We start from the raw sequence: 12940 nt of genomic DNA on the forward strand, positions 1-12940 counted from the left end.
GTCGGAGTGATCGCAGTGATCCGTGTCAGCGCGATCCTTGTCAGCGCGATCCGGACGCCGCCGAGCGGCTGACCTTCAGCGCCCACATCACCAGCGGCGCCTGGAGCGGGAGCCGGGCGTAGGCGGCGGCCTTGAGCGGGGCGGGGCGGTGCCGCCAGTCGTAGGCCATCTTGACGTTGGCGGGGAAGACCGCGGCGAAGAAGCCGGCGGTGAGCAGGCCGCCGGTGCGGCGGGTGGCCGGCAGGGCGACGGCGGCGGCGAGCGCGAGTTCGGCGGCGCCGCTGGCCCGGGTCCAGTCGCGCGGGCGGCCCGGCAGGGCAGTGGGCACGATGCCGTCGAAGGGCGCGGGCACCAGGAAGTGCAGGGCGCCGGCGGTGGCCAGCAGCCCCGCGAGCAGCGGAGCCGGGCGCAGGGATGCGGGGCGTACGGACACGGGGCGGCCTCCTCCGACCGGCGGGCGGCTCCCGCCGGAGGCCCACCTTACCCGTGAGTAAGGTGGCGCCGGCAAGCCCCGTACGGCCCCCGCGCCGGCGCTCAGCGCGGGGTGGCCGCGGGTGCGAGCGCGGTCGCCGGCCCGGTCGCCGCGGTCACGGCGGCTGCCGCGGTTCCCTCGGCTGCGGCGGCCTCGGCTGCTGCCGCGTCCGGGTGGTCGGCGCCGCGGCGGCTGAGGGCGGCGTACCGGCCGTCGAGGGCGAGGAGTTCGTCGTGGGTGCCGCGTTCCACGACGCGGCCGGCGTCGAGCACGGCGATCTGGTCCGCGTCGCGGATCGTGGAGAGCCGGTGCGCGATGGTGATGGTGGTCCGGCCGGCCGAGAGCGCGTCGATCGCGTCCTGGACGGCGGCCTCGGTACGGGTGTCGAGCGCGCTGGTGGCCTCGTCGAGGACGAGCACCGGCGGGTCGCGCAGGATGGTGCGGGCGATGGCCAGGCGCTGCTTCTCGCCGCCGGAGAAGCGGTAGCCGCGTTCGCCGACGAGGGTGTCGTACCCGTCGGGCAGGCCGGCGATGTGGTCGTGGATCTGCGCGGCGCGGGCGGCCGCCTCGATCTCGGCGTCGGTCGCGTCGGGCTTGGCGAAGCGCAGGTTCTCCGCGACGGACGCGTGGAAGAGGTAGGTCTCCTGGGAGACCACGCCGACCGCGGCGGCCAGGGTGTCGAAGCTGAGGTCGCGCACGTCGGTGCCGTCGATGGTGACCCGGCCGCCGGTCACGTCGTACAGGCGGGGCACCAGGTAGCTGAGGGTGCTCTTGCCGGAGCCGGTCGCGCCGACCACGGCGAGGCTGCCGCCGGCGGGGATGGCGAGGTCGATGCCGCGCAGGGTGGGTTCGGCGCGGCCGCCGTCCGCGGCCTCGTAGGCGAAGTCGACGTCCTCGAAGCGGATGTCGCCGCGGACCCGCTCGATGCGGACCGGGTCGGGCCGCTCAGTGATGTCCACGGGCAGGTCGAGGTACTCGAAGATGCGCTGGAAGAGCGCGAGCGAGGTCTGCACCTCCACGCCGGTGGCCAGCAGCGAGACCGTCGGGCGGAACATGCCCTGCTGGAGGGAGACGAACGCGACCAGGGTGCCGATGGAGATCGAGGAGCCGGGGCCGCCGCCTCCGGTGAGGCCGGCCGCCCAGTACAGCAGCGCGGGCATCGCGGACATCACGATGCCGATCACGGCCATCCGCCAGCGGCCCTGCATGTTCGACCGCACCTCGAGGTCGACCAGGCGCTCGGACTCGGTGGAGAAGTCGCGGGTGAGCGAGTCGGTGCGGCCCATGGTGCGGCCGAGCAGGATGCCGCTGACCGACAGCGACTCGGTGACGATGGCGGACATCGTGGCCATCTGCTTCTGCCGCTTGGTGGCGATCTTCTTGCGCTCGCGGCCGACCTTGCGGGAGATCCAGACGAAGACCGGCAGCAGGAGCAGCGAGACGATCGTCAGCCGCCAGTCCAGGGCGACCATCGCCACCACCGCGGCGACCACCGAGGTGAGGTTGGAGACCAGCGAGGTCGCGGTGGACGTGACGGTGGCCTGCATGCCGCCGATGTCGTTGGCGATCCGGGACTGCACCTCGCCGGTGCGGGTGCGGGTGAAGAAGGCGAGCGACATCCGCTGGAGCCGCTCGTAGACGGCGGTGCGCAGGTCGTGCATGACGCGCTGGCCGACCGTGGTGGAGATCAGGGTCTGGAGCACGCCGAAGACGCCGTTGGCGACGGCGGTGGCGATCATGCCCAGCGCGAGCAGGGCGAGCAGTCCGCTGCGGCCCTGCGGGATGGCCGTGTCGAGGATCGCGCGCAGCAGGAACGGCGACGCGACCGAGACCAGGGAGGACAGGGCGACCAGCAGCCCCACGACGACGAGCCGGGCGCGGTAGGGGCGGAACAGGCGCAGGATGCGGCGGACGTCGACGTCCGCGCGGGTGACGGGCTTGCCTTTCGGTGGTGTCCATCGGTCGGACACGGTGTTCTGGGGGCGCAAAGGGCTCCTCCGGGTCGGGGTGCGCGTCCGGGGCGTCGGGTGGCCCGGGACGCGTGGACAAAGGGAGTGTAGGTCATTGTTACCTATACTCACAATGAGGTTCATCCTGATAGCCTGAGGCCATGGATTCCCCCACCACCGCGGCCACCGAGGAGAGCCGGTCCCGCCCGGCGCCCGGCGGCGCCGAGGAGACCACCGGACGCCTCGCCGACCAGCTGCTGACGCTGAGCCGTTGGCTGCACCGCGCGCAGCGGCGGCTGATGGAGCCGCTGGGCATCACTCCGGCGCAGTCCCGGCTGCTGCGCGCGCTCGCACACTGCGAGACGCCGCCGCGGATGGCCGACCTCGCACAGCAGCTCGACGTGGTGCCGCGCGCGGTGACCACGCTCGTGGACGCGCTGGAGGAGCGGGAGATGGTGCGGCGGGTGCCCGACCCGCACAACCGGCGGGTGATCAGGATCGAACTGCGGGACGAGGGCGCGCGGGCGCTGTCCGAGCTGCGGGCGGTGCGCCGGGCCGCGGCCGCCGAACTGCTGGCACCGCTGGACGAGGAGAAGCGGGCGGCGCTGTCGGCGCTGCTGGACACGCTCGGGGAGGGGCAGCCGCAGGGGCGCGGGGCGCACGGAGCGCATGGAGCGCATGGAGCGCACGGGGGCCACGGCGGGCCCGGCGGCGGGTCCGGCGGCGGGCCGAAGGGGCGCGCGAAGGGCGGCGGGCCGCGGGAGTAGCGCGGCCGCGCGGGGGGACGACGGCGCCGACGGGGTTAGGGCGGAAAAGGCTGCGGCGCGCCACTCGTCCGTGCGGCGCGCCGTTCACCCGGAGCCGGGGAGGACCGGGGAGGACCGGGGAGGACCGGGGCGGGGACCCCGGGGCCTCGTGGACCCCTCCTTCTCCTGCGAGGACTTCTACTTCGAGATGTCGACCGCTCCGTCGCTCGCGGCCTCGCTCTCGCCGCCCTGGGCGGGCACGGACGGGGCGAGCACCGCGGTGCAGGCGCTACAGCGCTTGGCGGCGACGGGGATCGCGGTCAGGCACTCCGGGCACTCGCGCATCGGCGCGGCCGCGGCCTTCGGGAAGAACTTCTCCTGCATGCGGTTCATCGGCAGCACGACCAGGAAGTAGATCACCGCCGCCACGATGACGAAGCTGATCAGCGCGTTGATGAACACGCCGTACGGGAAGGTGACGCCCTCCGCGTGGAAGCTGCGGTGGCTGAAATCACCGGTGGCACCGCTGACCAGGCCGACGATCGGCGTCAGGAACGCTCCGACGAAACCGTTCACCAGCGCGGTGAAAGCGGCACCGACGACGATACCGACCGCCAGGTCGACGACGTTGCCGCGCAGCAGAAATGCCCGAAAGCCCTTCATGTGGGGGGTCTCCTCAGTAACCAAGATGTGGAGCCACACAGTGTGCCGTTTCCAGCCATCGCACCGCAAAGTCGGTGTGGTGGAGGTCACCCACACGAGTGATCTTGTTCCGTGAAATCCATTTGACCCGGCGGCCGGTGCGCAGGGAGTCTTACACGGTCCACGGCGGCTTCCGGCCCGATCGCGGGGGATCGCGGGGGATCGCCCGGAATGCGGCGAGGGGGCCGTGGGACGTCCGCTCCGCCCCGGGCCCAGCCGGGTCCGGGCGCTGACCCCTGCCCGCAGCCACGCACCCACCTCAGGACATCATGCCGTCCCTCACCGCCCTCCCCTTCGCCGATCCCGGCCGTCCCGACACCCGTTCCGGCCGCCGGCTGCTGATCTGGCTGGAGTTGGGCCAGTGGCGCGGCCAGGTGGCCGCCGCCGCGTGGGGCCTGCTGCGCATGGGGCCGCTGGCCTGCTTCCCGGCCGTGGTCGGCGTGGCCGTGCAGGCGGTGGTGGACCGCTCGGGCACCCGGCTGGTGCTGGCCGGTGTCGCGGTGCTCGTCCTCGGCATGCTCACCGCGCTCGGCGACACGATGCTGCACCGCACCGCGGTCACCAACTGGATCAGCGCCTCCACCAAGGTGCAGCAGCTCCTGGCGGCCAAGGCGGTCGAGTTGGGCGCGGTCCTGACCCGCCGGGTCGCGGCGGGCGAGGTGGTGGCGGTCAGCACCGGCGACGTCGAGAAGATCGGCTGGTTCGTCGAGGCGCTGGCCCGCTTCACCTCGGCGCTGCTGGCGACCGTCGGCGTGGCCGTGGCGCTGGTGGTCTACGAGCCGAAGCTCGGGGTCGTGGTCGCCGCGTGCGTGCCGGTGCTGGCGCTGTCGGTGCTGCCGCTGCTGCCCGCGGCCACCCGCCGGGCCGACCTCCAGCGGGAGAAGGGCGGCCGGGCGACGGAGCTGGCCGCCGACACCGTGGCCGGGCTGCGGGTGCTGCGCGGGATCGGCGGCGAGGAGCTGTTCCTGGAGCGCTACCGCCGTACGTCGCAGGAGGTGCGGCGGGCCGCGGTGCACAGCGCCCGGATGTGGGCCACCATCGCGGCCGTCCAGGTCGCGCTGCCGGGGCTGCTGCTGGTCGGTGTCGCCTGGTACGGGGCGCGGCTCGCGCTGGACGGGCAGATCTCGGTCGGCCAGCTGGTCACGGTCTACGGCTCGGTGTCCTTCCTGCTGTTCCCGCTCCAGCACTTCGAGGAGATCGCCATGGCGTGGTCGTTCTCGCGGCCGTCGGCGAAGCGGGCCGCGCGGGTGCTGGCACTGCGTCGTACCGACGTGGCAGGCATGGCAGGCGCGGCGGGGGCGGGCGGGGCCGGTGCCGGGCAGGCCCTGGACGAGGCCGCGCTCGCGGGCGACCTGTACGACCCGGCGACCGGGCTGCTCGCCCCCGCCGGGCTGCTCACGGCGGTGGTGTGCGGGGACCCGGACGCCGCCGGCCGGCTCGCGGACCGGCTGGGCGGGCACAGCCCCGCCGCCGTCGAGGGCGACCCGTCGGTGCTGCTGGGCGGGCGGGCGCTGGACGCCGTACCGCTCGCGGCGGCCCGCTCGGCGGTGCTCGTCCACGACAAGGACCCGGTGCTGCTGTCGGGCACGCTGGCCGAACTGCTCGACGTGCCCGCCTCGGGCCGGGTGGCCGCGCAGGCGGCGCTGGCCGCCGCGCAGTGCGGCGACGTCCTCGACGCGCTGGTGCGGTCGCTGGCCGGCGCCGACGCGGCGTCCGGGGACGCGATGCGGGCGCGGATCATCGAGCGCGGCCGGTCCCTGTCCGGCGGGCAGCGGCAGCGGCTCGCGCTGGCCCGCTCGCTGATGGCCGACCCCGGGGTGCTGGTGCTCGACGAGCCGACGTCGGCGGTCGACGCGCACACCGAGGCGCGGATCGCGCACGGGCTGCGGGAGATCCGGGCCGGGCGCACCACCGTGGTCCTCACCTCCAGCCCGCTGGTCCTGGACCGCGCCGACCGGGTGGTGTTCGTCCACGACGGCACCGCGCTGGCCACCGGCGGCCACCACGAACTGCTGCGGACGACGCCGCTGTACCGGTCCGTGGTGACCCGCGAGGAGGACGACGCGGTGGTGAACGGGACCGCGGCGAACGGTACCGCGGCGAACGGAGCGGCGATGGATGGGACGGTGGCGGACGAAGCGGTGGCGGCGGCCGAGGCGGCCGGTGCCCGTGGCGACATGTCGACGAAGGAGGACCTCGCATGATCGGCGTACGACCGCCGGAGCACGACCCCTCGGCGCCGGTCGCGAACAACGCCACGCTGCCGGTCGGCTCGTCCGCCACGGTGCGCGGCTACGTCCGGGAGCTGGTCGGGCGGCACCGCGGCAAGTTCGCGCTGCTGCTCGGCGTCAACACCGTCGCGGTCGTGGCGTCGATGGTCGGCCCGTTCCTGCTGGGCGACCTGGTGCAGGACCTGGCCGACGGCCACCGCGACATCCATCTGACGCGTACCGTCTGCCTGTTCCTGGCCGCGCTGGCGGTGCAGGCGTGGTTCGTGCGGCAGGTGCGGCTGCGCGGGGCGGTGCTGGGCGAGCGCATGCTCGCCGACCTGCGCGAGGACTTCCTGGTGCGTGCGGTCTCGCTGCCCCCGGGCGTGCTGGAGCGGGCCGGCACCGGCGATCTGCTGTCGCGGATCACCACCGACGTCGACCGGCTGTCGGAGGCGATGCGCGAGGCCGTGCCGCAGCTGGCCGTCGCGGTGGTGTGGGCGCTGCTGCTGCTCGGCGCGCTGGTGGTGACCGCCCCGCCGCTGGCGCTGGCCGTGGTGGTGGCGATGCCGCTGCTGGCCGTCGGCTGCCGCTGGTACTTCCGGCGGGCGCCGCGCGCCTACCGCGCGGAGGTGGCCGGCTACGCGGCGGTGGCCGCCGCGCTCGCCGAGACCGTGGACGCCGGCCGCACCATCGAGGCACACGGCCTGGGCGGGCGGCGCGAGGAGCTGTCCCGGGCCCGGCTGCGGAACTGGATCGACTGGAGCCGGTACACCCTGTGGCTGCGCAGCGTGCTGTTCCCCGCGGTCACGATGACGCACGTGCTGATCCTCACCGCCGTGCTGCTGATCGGCGGCGGCTTCGCGCTGCACGGCTGGCTGGCGGTGGGCGCGCTGACCACCGGCGCGATGTACGCGCAGATGCTGGTCGACCCGATCGGCATGATGCTGCGCTGGTACGACGAGTTGCAGACCGCGCAGGCGTCGCTGGCGCGGCTGGTGGGTGTGCGCGAGGTGGAGGTCGAGGAGGGCGACGGCGCACTGGTGCCGGACGGCCGGACCATGACCGCGGACCGGGTCCGGTTCGGCTACACCGAGGACACCGACGTGCTGCATGGCGTGTCGCTCGACGTGCCGCCCGGCACCCGGCTGGCGCTGGTCGGGCCGTCGGGCGCGGGCAAGTCCACGCTCGGGCGGCTGCTGGCCGGGCTCTACGCGCCGCGGACCGGCGAGGTCACCCTCGGCGGTGCCGCGCTGGCCCGGATGCCCGCCGAGCGGGTCCGGGAGCACGTCGCGCTGGTCAACCAGGAGCACCACGTCTTCGTCGGCAGCCTGCGCGACAACCTGCGGCTGGCCCGCCCGGCGGCCGGCGACGGCGAGCTGTGGGACGCGCTGGCCGCCGTGGACGCGCGAGGGTGGGCGGCCGCGCTGGCGGACGGGCTGGACACCGAGGTCGGCTCCGGCGGCGCCGCCCTGACCCCGGCGCAGGCGCAGCAACTCGCGCTGGCCCGGCTGGTGCTGGCCGACCCGCACACCCTGGTGCTCGACGAGGCGACCTCCCTGCTCGACCCGCGGGCCGCCCGGCACCTGGAACGCTCGCTGTCCCGGGTGCTGGACGGCCGTACCGTGGTGGCCATCGCGCACCGCCTGCACACCGCGCACGACGCGGACGTGATCGCGGTGGTCGAGGACGGCCGGATCAGCGAGCTGGGCAGCCACCACCAACTGGTGGCGGCGGAGGGGGCTTACGCGGCGCTGTGGCGGTCCTGGCACGGGTGAGGAGGCCCGGGTGCCTGCCGCGGGCGGCGCGTTCAGCCCACCCGGACGACGACCTTGCCGCGCAGGCCGCCGGTGAAGGGGACGGCGCCGGTGAGGGCCCGCGGGGCGTCCTCCAGCGGGACCTCGGCGCCGATGACGGGCCGCAGGGTGCCTGCGGCGGCCAGGTGCGCGACCTGGGCGAGGAGTTCGGGCTTGCGGTCGAGGCGGTAGTTCGCGGCGCGGATGCGCTGGTCGGCCTGTGCGCGTTCGTCCAGCCCGAAGGCGATCGAGATCAGGGCGCCGCCGTCCCGTACGGCGCCGGCCGCGCTGCCGGCCAGGGCGCGGTCGCCGACGGCGTCCAGGACCGCGTCCACCCCGTCGGGCGCGAGGTCGCGCAGCGCCTGGTCGAGCGGCTGGCCACCACCGGCCAGCACCGTGTCGGCGCCCAGTTCCCGCAGCCGGTCGGCGCGCCCGCCCGAGGCGGTGGCGGCGGTGGCGACGACGCGGAGGCCGCGGGCCGCGGCTGCCTGCACCGCGAACGTCCCCACGCCTCCGGTGGCGCCGATGACGACCAGGGTGCCCCCCGCGGGCAGCTGTGCCTGCTCGATGACGCCGAGCGCGGTCATGGCGGCGGTCGGCAGCGCGGCCGCCAGGTGGCTGGGCAGCTCGTCGGGTACGGCGGCGAGCGCGCCGAGCGCGGGTGCCTCCTGGACGACGCAGACGTCCGCGAAGGTGCCGAACTGGAACGGGCTGCTCCAGAACTGCCCGAAGACGCGCTCCCCGACCCGGAAGCCGGTGACGCCCGCGCCGACCGCGGTGACCGTGCCCGCGCCGTCCATGCCGAGCGTGAGCGGGAAGCGGTAGGCGCCGGCCTCCGCGAGTGCCCCCGAGGCGATCGCCAGGTCCAGCGGGTTGGTGGCCGCGGCCTCGACGGCGACCCGCAACTGGCCGGGGCCGGGCTCGGGTTCGGGCACCTCCCTGAGTTCCGGGGTGTCGCCGAAGCGCTCGATGCCGACTGCGCGCATGGGTCCTGCTCCGTTCCGCCGAGGGACGTACGCCCTGCGGCGCTCCCCAGTCTGCGGGCGCGGCGGCCGCGGCAGAACGACCAGCTCGGCACCGACTGTGACCCGGCAGGCAACAATCATCCGACCGGGCGGGTCATAATGGGGCCATGCCCGTGGAGTCCCGACCCTTGCGGTACTTCGTCGCCGTGGCGGAGGAACGCAACTTCACCCGCGCCGCCGAGCGGCTCGGCATCGCCGCCCCCGCGCTGTCGCGGGCGATCCGGAGCCTGGAGGCCGACCTCGGGGTGCGGCTGTTCGAGCGCACGACCCGGGTGGTGGCCCTGACCGAGCCCGGCGAGGTGCTGCTCAGCCAGGTGCGGCCCGCCCTCGAAGCGCTCGACGCGGCCGCCCGGCGCGCCGTGCGCGCCGGGACCGCGGACCGCCGGCTGCTGCTCGCCGTCAAGGCCGACGCCGACGGCGGACTGCTGGAACACCTCCTCGCCGCGGTCGCCGAGGAACCCGGTGCCGAACCGGTCGCCGTACGGCTGTGCGGCTGGCGCGAGCGCACCCGGCTGCTGCGGACCGGCGAGGCCGACGCCGCCCTGATGTTCGAGCCGTACGACTCCAGCGGCATCGACGCGGATGTCGTGGCGCGCGAACCCCGTGTGGCCGCGCTGCCCGCGGGTCATCCGCTCGCCGGTGCCGCCGCCGTGCGCCTGGCCGACCTCGGCATCGGCCCCGACGAGGTCGACGACCGGGCCGAACGCGACATCGCCGCGCAGGGCGTCCACGACCTCGCGCAGCTCCTCGCCCTCGTCGGCCTCGGTGCCACGACGACCGTGCTGCCCCGGTCGGTCGCCGCGCGCTACCCGCGGCAGGCCGTCTCCTACGTGCCCCTCGCGGACTGCCCGCCCGCCACTTTGGTCATCGCCTGGCCGGAGCACTCCCGCAGCCGCGGGGTGGCCGCGCTGGTGCGGGCGGCGGCCTCCGCCGCGGCCGCCCTCGGGATGAGCGCGCCCGGCCCCGACGCCGCGCCCGCCCGCACGCCCGCCCCTACGTCCGCGGCCCGGCCGCGGCCGCCAGCCGCCGCAGCGTCCACCCGCGCCCCTGCGGGTCGAGCGGCCGGGTCGCCGCGGTGAAGACCTCCGCGGCGCGGCGGTAGGACAGCCGCCCCCGCCCGGTCACGAAGAGCGGCCCGTCCAGCCGGCCCAGGGTGAGCAGCGGGAGCAGTGCGGCCGCACCCTCGCCCCAGTGCAGTGCGGCCCGCCCGCGGCTTCGGCGGCCGGCCAGGTCCAGGTCGCCGATGTCGAGGGCGAGGACCCGCTCGATGCTCGCCCCGGACTCATGGAGCAGGTGCCAGAAGGCCTTCTCCCGCAAGGGGACGGGCAGACCGAGGACAGCACGGACCTGGTCGGCGTCGAGCCGCGCTTCCGGCTGCCGGGCGGCCGACGTCGGCAGGCGGCTCACGCCGGACAGCGGGTCGCCCGTCAACCACCCCTGCTCGCGCCACCAGTTCAGTGCCGCGGCCAGGATCGACAGCTCGCGGTTGGCGGTGCGCGCCCCGACCGCCCCGGCCCGCGCGCGGAACGCCTCCCGCAGCCGCTCCCCGGTCCGCGGGGCGTCGAGCAGGCCGAGCGGCACCGTCGGCGGTGTGGCGCCCCTGCGCCCCTCCCCCACCGGCGGGGCCTTGTCCACCAGCGACCAGGCCCAGGTGGCGAGGGCGATCCGGTAGACCCGCCGGGAGCCCGCCCCCAACTCCGCCGCGGCGACGAACCGCTCCACGGCCACCGCGTACTCCACCGGCCGACTCATATCGCCCCCGTTCAGCCCATCGCAGTAAACGCACTTCGGAACGCTCCAGGCAGCAGCATAACTTGACTCACTTCGACTCAGCTTTTTTCGTCACCCGATCTGGCGTGTCGCCGCACGCGCCCTGCACGCTGCGCCCATGCCTCTCCCCTCCGGTCTCTCCCTGCTGCGCGAACGGGACTTCCGCCGCTTCTTCATCGGCTACGCCACCTCCCTCCTCGGCTCCTCGACCGCTTCCGTCGCGCTCGCCTTCGCGATCCTCACCACCGGCGGCGGGGGCACCGAACTCGGCCTGGTCCTCAGCGCCCGGATCGCGCCGCTCGTCCTGGTGCTCCTGGCCGGCGGCGTCCTCGCGGACCGGCTCGGCAGCCGGCAGGTGATGCTGACCGCCGACACGGTGCGCTGCCTCACCCAAGGCGCCCTCGCCGCGGTGCTCCTCGGCTCCCGGCCACCGCTGTGGGCACTCGTCACCCTCGTCGGCCTCTGGGGCGCGGCCGAGGCGCTGTTCAACCCGGCGCTCAACGCCCTCGTCCCCCACCTCGCCGGCACCGCGTCGCTCTCCGACGCCAACGCCCTGCTCGGCACGGCCGCCTCGGCGACCTCCATCGCCGGGCCCGCGCTCGCCGGGGTGCTGACCGCCGTCAGCGGCCCGTCCAGCGTGATCGCACTGGACTCTGCCAGCTACGCCGTGAGCGTCGCGGCGCTCCTGCTGCTCCCGCGCACGGTCCGGCCCGCCGCCCGCCGCTCGTCCTTCGCCGCCGACCTGCGAAGCGGCTGGACGGCCTTCCGCTCCCGTATCTGGCTGTGGGTGACGACGGTGCATATGGGCCTGATGAACCTCTTCGTCTGGGCTCCGTTCCTGGTCCTCGGCCCCGTCGTCGCCCAGCAGCGGCTCGGCGGCTCCGCGGCCTGGGGGCTGGTGATGGCCGGCTACGGGGCCGGGGCGGTGGCCGGCGGCCTCGCCCTGCTCGGCCGCCGCCCGGGCCGCCCCCTGCTCGTGGGGACGGCCGCCTCGCTGGGCTGGTCGCTGCCACCGGCCACCCTCGCCGCCGGGCTGCCCCTCGGCTGGGTCTGCGCCGCGGCCTTCCTGGGCGGCGTGGGCTCGGCGTTCTGCACCACGCTCTACCTGGCCGGGGTGCAGGGCGGTGTGCCGCCGGAGGTCCTCGCCCGGGTGAGCGCCTACGGCTCGTTCGGGGCCTATGTCCTCGGCCCGATCGGCCTGGCCGCGGCCGGCCCGGCCGCCGCGCTCCTCGGCTCCGCGCGGGTGCTGGGCTTCGGGCCGGTGTGGCAGGTCGCGGCGGTGGCCGCGGTGCTCGCTGTGCCCGCGGTGCGCGGCGCCCGGCCGCGGCAGCCGGCGCGGGCGGGACGCGGCCGCCCGGCCGAGCGGGCGAAGGAGGGCTGAGCCGTCAGCCGACGAACCCCAGGGCGCCGACGGCGCAGACGCCGCCCGCGACGAAGAACACCGGCGTGAGGATCTTCAGCTCCACCCAGCTCCCGGCACGGAACCGCATGAACTTCGGCGGGCCCAGCGGGTGCCACCGGCGGCGGCCGATCGGTATCGGCCACAGGATCGGGCACCCGGAGACCGTGATGGCATCACCGACGCAGTGCACCAGGGCGCCGAGCACGATCGGCATACCGATCCACATGTAGTGCTGGCCCGGCTGGGTGAACAGCCACGCCTTGCCCTGGCCCGGATCGTCCAGCACGTCCGCGAGCATCCAGGCGCTGGTCGCACCGAGCAGCCACACCAGGATGTGGCTGGAGGTGCGGGCCTGCCGCCACAGCAGGCCGTCCACGGCGAGCACCATGTGCACGAAGAGGATCGCCAGCACCGCCCACCGGCCGCCGTAGACGGCCAGTGCCGAGAAGCCGACCCCGAGGATCGCCGCCCACAGCCAGGTGTGGGTCAACGTGCGGTGGCCGCCGGCCCGTCGGGGGTCGCCGCTCTTCCGGGTCGTCCGGTAGGCGAGGTGGGACAGCGCGTCGATGACTTTGCAGGCCACATGGGACAGCGGGCCGAAGGCGCGGGAGATCGTCGCTGCCTGGTGGTCCAGGTCCGGCGCGAGCGCCGCACCGGCACAGATCAGCGCACCGACCACGACGGTCGGCCACGGCATCGGATCGCCGAGGCCGGCCGAGATGGCGCCGACCGCCAACCAGGCCGCCGCTCCCGACAGCGAGTGTGCTGGTCCCATCATGGTGCTGCGGTACCCCCGATTCGGCCGCCCGCGGGCGGAGTTGACGTGTGGTCGACGCCACACACTACCGGTGGTGATCATCGCTCTCACCGC

At 75.2% G+C, this 12940-nt stretch carries 11 protein-coding genes; 5 read left to right on the top strand and 6 right to left on the bottom strand.

Annotated elements, in window-relative coordinates; all coding sequences use genetic code 11:
* Window positions 1-40 precede the first annotated feature (40 nt).
* On the bottom strand, window positions 41-433 hold the full coding sequence (locus WA788_RS12525) for a DoxX family protein (RefSeq protein WP_335976296.1): 393 nt from the start codon (window positions 431-433) through the stop codon (window positions 41-43).
* Window positions 434-534: 101 nt separating this feature from the next.
* Window positions 535-2442, bottom strand: a complete 1908-nt coding sequence (locus WA788_RS12530; RefSeq protein ID WP_335976911.1) for an ABC transporter ATP-binding protein — start codon at window positions 2440-2442, stop codon at window positions 535-537.
* A gap of 140 nt (window positions 2443-2582) precedes the next feature.
* Between WA788_RS12530 and WA788_RS12535 the strand changes: the two genes are divergently transcribed.
* Window positions 2583-3188: a MarR family winged helix-turn-helix transcriptional regulator gene (locus WA788_RS12535; protein ID WP_335976297.1), complete on the top strand. Its 606-nt coding sequence runs from the start codon at window positions 2583-2585 to the stop codon at window positions 3186-3188.
* Between the two features lie 177 nt (window positions 3189-3365).
* Here the strand turns inward: WA788_RS12535 and mscL are convergent, their stop codons facing one another.
* Complete coding sequence (gene mscL, locus WA788_RS12540) at window positions 3366-3830, bottom strand: large conductance mechanosensitive channel protein MscL (protein ID WP_335976300.1); 465 nt, start codon at window positions 3828-3830, stop codon at window positions 3366-3368.
* A 308-nt stretch (window positions 3831-4138) separates the two neighbouring features.
* Between mscL and WA788_RS12545 the strand changes: the two genes are divergently transcribed.
* Window positions 4139-6073, top strand: coding sequence for an ABC transporter ATP-binding protein (locus WA788_RS12545; protein WP_335976302.1), 1935 nt, complete (start codon window positions 4139-4141; stop codon window positions 6071-6073).
* Window positions 6070-7854, top strand: a complete 1785-nt coding sequence (locus WA788_RS12550; RefSeq protein ID WP_335976303.1) for an ABC transporter ATP-binding protein — start codon at window positions 6070-6072, stop codon at window positions 7852-7854. Before WA788_RS12545 ends, WA788_RS12550 begins: the two co-directional genes overlap by 4 nt.
* 32 nt (window positions 7855-7886) lie before the next feature.
* Here the strand turns inward: WA788_RS12550 and WA788_RS12555 are convergent, their stop codons facing one another.
* Complete coding sequence (locus WA788_RS12555) at window positions 7887-8858, bottom strand: NADP-dependent oxidoreductase (RefSeq protein ID WP_335976305.1); 972 nt, start codon at window positions 8856-8858, stop codon at window positions 7887-7889.
* Window positions 8859-9004: 146 nt separating this feature from the next.
* Here WA788_RS12555 and WA788_RS12560 point away from each other — a divergent pair, with 146 nt between their 5' ends.
* Window positions 9005-9976, top strand: coding sequence for a LysR family transcriptional regulator (locus WA788_RS12560; RefSeq protein ID WP_335976307.1), 972 nt, complete (start codon window positions 9005-9007; stop codon window positions 9974-9976).
* Here WA788_RS12560 and WA788_RS12565 read toward each other — a convergent pair.
* Window positions 9891-10649: a hypothetical protein gene (locus tag WA788_RS12565; RefSeq protein WP_335976309.1), complete on the bottom strand. Its 759-nt coding sequence runs from the start codon at window positions 10647-10649 to the stop codon at window positions 9891-9893. The genes WA788_RS12560 and WA788_RS12565 overlap by 86 nt on opposite strands.
* Window positions 10650-10785: 136 nt before the next feature.
* Between WA788_RS12565 and WA788_RS12570 the strand changes: the two genes are divergently transcribed.
* Window positions 10786-12048 carry an MFS transporter gene (locus WA788_RS12570; protein WP_335976311.1) on the top strand — a complete coding sequence of 421 codons (1263 nt, stop codon included), beginning with the start codon at window positions 10786-10788 and terminating at the stop codon, window positions 12046-12048.
* 4 nt (window positions 12049-12052) lie between these two features.
* On the opposite strand, the gene WA788_RS12575 is transcribed toward WA788_RS12570, so the two are convergent.
* Window positions 12053-12847: a metal-dependent hydrolase gene (locus WA788_RS12575; protein WP_335976314.1), complete on the bottom strand. Its 795-nt coding sequence runs from the start codon at window positions 12845-12847 to the stop codon at window positions 12053-12055.
* Window positions 12848-12940: the final 93 nt, after the last annotated feature.

Origin of the sequence: Streptomyces sp. CA2R106, assembly GCF_037034245.1 — a bacterium.
Lineage (GTDB): Bacteria > Actinomycetota > Actinomycetes > Streptomycetales > Streptomycetaceae > Actinacidiphila.